General features: G+C 64.1%; 4 protein-coding genes. 2 read left to right on the top strand and 2 right to left on the bottom strand.

All coding sequences use genetic code 11. The features are described from left to right. The coding region (locus tag HIJ39_RS22715; protein WP_207711877.1) for a glutaredoxin domain-containing protein at nucleotides 1-212 on the bottom strand (212 nt) is incomplete at its 3' end. A gap of 67 nt (nucleotides 213-279) precedes the next feature. Between HIJ39_RS22715 and HIJ39_RS22710 the strand changes: the two genes are divergently transcribed. Both HIJ39_RS22710 and HIJ39_RS22705 read left to right on the top strand, forming a co-directional pair. Then, a complete protein-coding gene (locus HIJ39_RS22710; protein WP_169103305.1) occupies nucleotides 280-1,203 on the top strand; it encodes a cation diffusion facilitator family transporter in 924 nt (307 codons plus the stop codon). 44 nt (nucleotides 1,204-1,247) lie between these two features. Continuing rightward, nucleotides 1,248-1,517 carry a metal-sensitive transcriptional regulator gene (locus HIJ39_RS22705; protein ID WP_169103304.1) on the top strand — a complete coding sequence of 90 codons (270 nt, stop codon included), beginning with the start codon at nucleotides 1,248-1,250 and terminating at the stop codon, nucleotides 1,515-1,517. Between the two features lie 12 nt (nucleotides 1,518-1,529). Here the strand turns inward: HIJ39_RS22705 and HIJ39_RS22700 are convergent. Then, nucleotides 1,530-1,773, bottom strand: a 244-nt coding sequence (locus tag HIJ39_RS22700) for a YnfA family protein (RefSeq protein WP_207711876.1), incomplete at its 5' end; no start/stop codon positions are given.

The raw sequence follows: 1,773 nt of genomic DNA, 5'->3' as shown, positions 1-1,773 counted from the left end.
CATTCAATCACCGTGGTCGGGGTGGCGCTGGCACCCAGCGCCATTAACTCGTCCATCCACTGTTCGTTTTGCGTAATATCACGCTCTTCAAAGGCAATCCCATGGTGAGACAGCCACGCCATCTCGCGCCCGCAGAGCCTGTGAGGATCCGCGAACGCACGCCCATCCTCCTCGGTGCTGTCAAATGCTGGCCCGTCATGGATCGATCCCACGCGACGCCCCTAAAATTGGTGGATTGCATTAGCGTCTTCCTTCGCATACGATCCCCTCAGGGGGGATATGGCAAGGCGGAATCCCCACCACGCGAAAACAGAGGAGGTTGTCGCCACGGCCGAGCATCATCACCACAGTCACGGGCCCGCAAACGGGTTCGGCCGCGCCATCGCCGTGACCGTGGTCCTCATTGTCGCCAAAGCACTCGGCGCCTGGTGGGGCCACAGCCTCGCCTTGGGTGCGGATGCGGCGCATTCGCTGGGGGATGTGGGCGCGCTGGGGCTGGCTTGGTATGCCGACCGCCAGCGGCGCCGGCCACCGACCGCCCACTTTACATTTGGCTGGGGGCGTCTGGAAGTGCTCGCCGGCCTCGCCAACGCGCTCCTGTTGTGGGTGATGGCCGGTGCGTTAGGGTGGGATGCCCTGCAGCATTGGCAGCAGCCGGCGGCGAACGCAGGCATCATGGCGGTGGCCGCAGGCGTCTCGCTGATCGCGAATGGCGTCTTAGCCTGGGGTTTTCGCGATCCGCAGGATCTCAATCGCCGGAGCGCGCTCTGGCATTTGGCGACAGACAGTGCGGGGTCCCTCGGGGTCTTGCTCGCGGCCGCCGTGTTGTGGCGGACCGGGTGGAGTCCGGTCAATGCCGTGGTGACCCTGGTGATTGCCGTCCTGATGGTCTGGGGCGGCTGGGGGGTCGTCCGGGATACCGTGCGGGTGTTGCTGGAAGCCGCCCCGGCCTCGATCCCGCTGGCGCAAATCGAAGCCCAGATGGCTGCCGTCCCCGGCGTGGATGCCGTCCATGATTTGCACGTGTGGACCGTGAGCAGCGAGGCCCCGGCGTTGGCCTGCCATGTCACATTGACCGCCGCCGCGCCACCACCCCAAGACGTGCTCTGCCAGTTGCACGAGGTGCTGGTGCCATATGGGATCACGCATTCCACGATCCAGGTCGAAACGGGCGACGAATCCCATCCGGAGCCGCCCTGGTAAGGGCACGGCCCGCCGACGCAACGAAAGGATCGAGGAGGGACACGATGTCACGCACGCATAATCGCCAACCGATGGTTCATCGCATGGCGCGGATCGAGGGGCATGTCCGCGCAGTCCGGGAGATGCTCGTCAGCGATCGGGACTGCCCGGAGATTTTGATTCAGTTGGCGGCGATTCGCGCGGCACTGGATGGGGTCGCCCGTCTGGTCTTTGAGGACCACATGGACAGTTGCATTGTCGACGCGGTCGAGACCGGCAACGCCGAGGCGAAAATTGCCGAAATCAAAACGGCGTTTGCGCGGTACTTCATCTAGACCGGGTGCCCGTTACCGCCGCCACAGCATGACGGTCACCCCGACGAGACAGATGGCGGCGCCGATCCATTCCGAGACATCGGGGCGTCGATGGTCAATGCCCCAACCCCAGAGTACGGCGAGGACAATGAACACCCCGCCGTAAGCCGCATACACCTTGCCGAACGACGCAAACTCCTGACGCGTGGCAATGATGCCATACAAAAAGAGGATGGCGCCCCCTAACAACCCCACCACAAGGGATCGACCATGGCGC

Source organism: Sulfobacillus harzensis, from assembly GCF_012933365.1.
Classification (GTDB): domain Bacteria; phylum Bacillota; class Sulfobacillia; order Sulfobacillales; family Sulfobacillaceae; genus Sulfobacillus_B; species Sulfobacillus_B harzensis.
The sequence above is the reverse complement of the archived record's forward strand: the minus strand, read 5'-3'. Positions and strand labels throughout refer to the sequence as shown.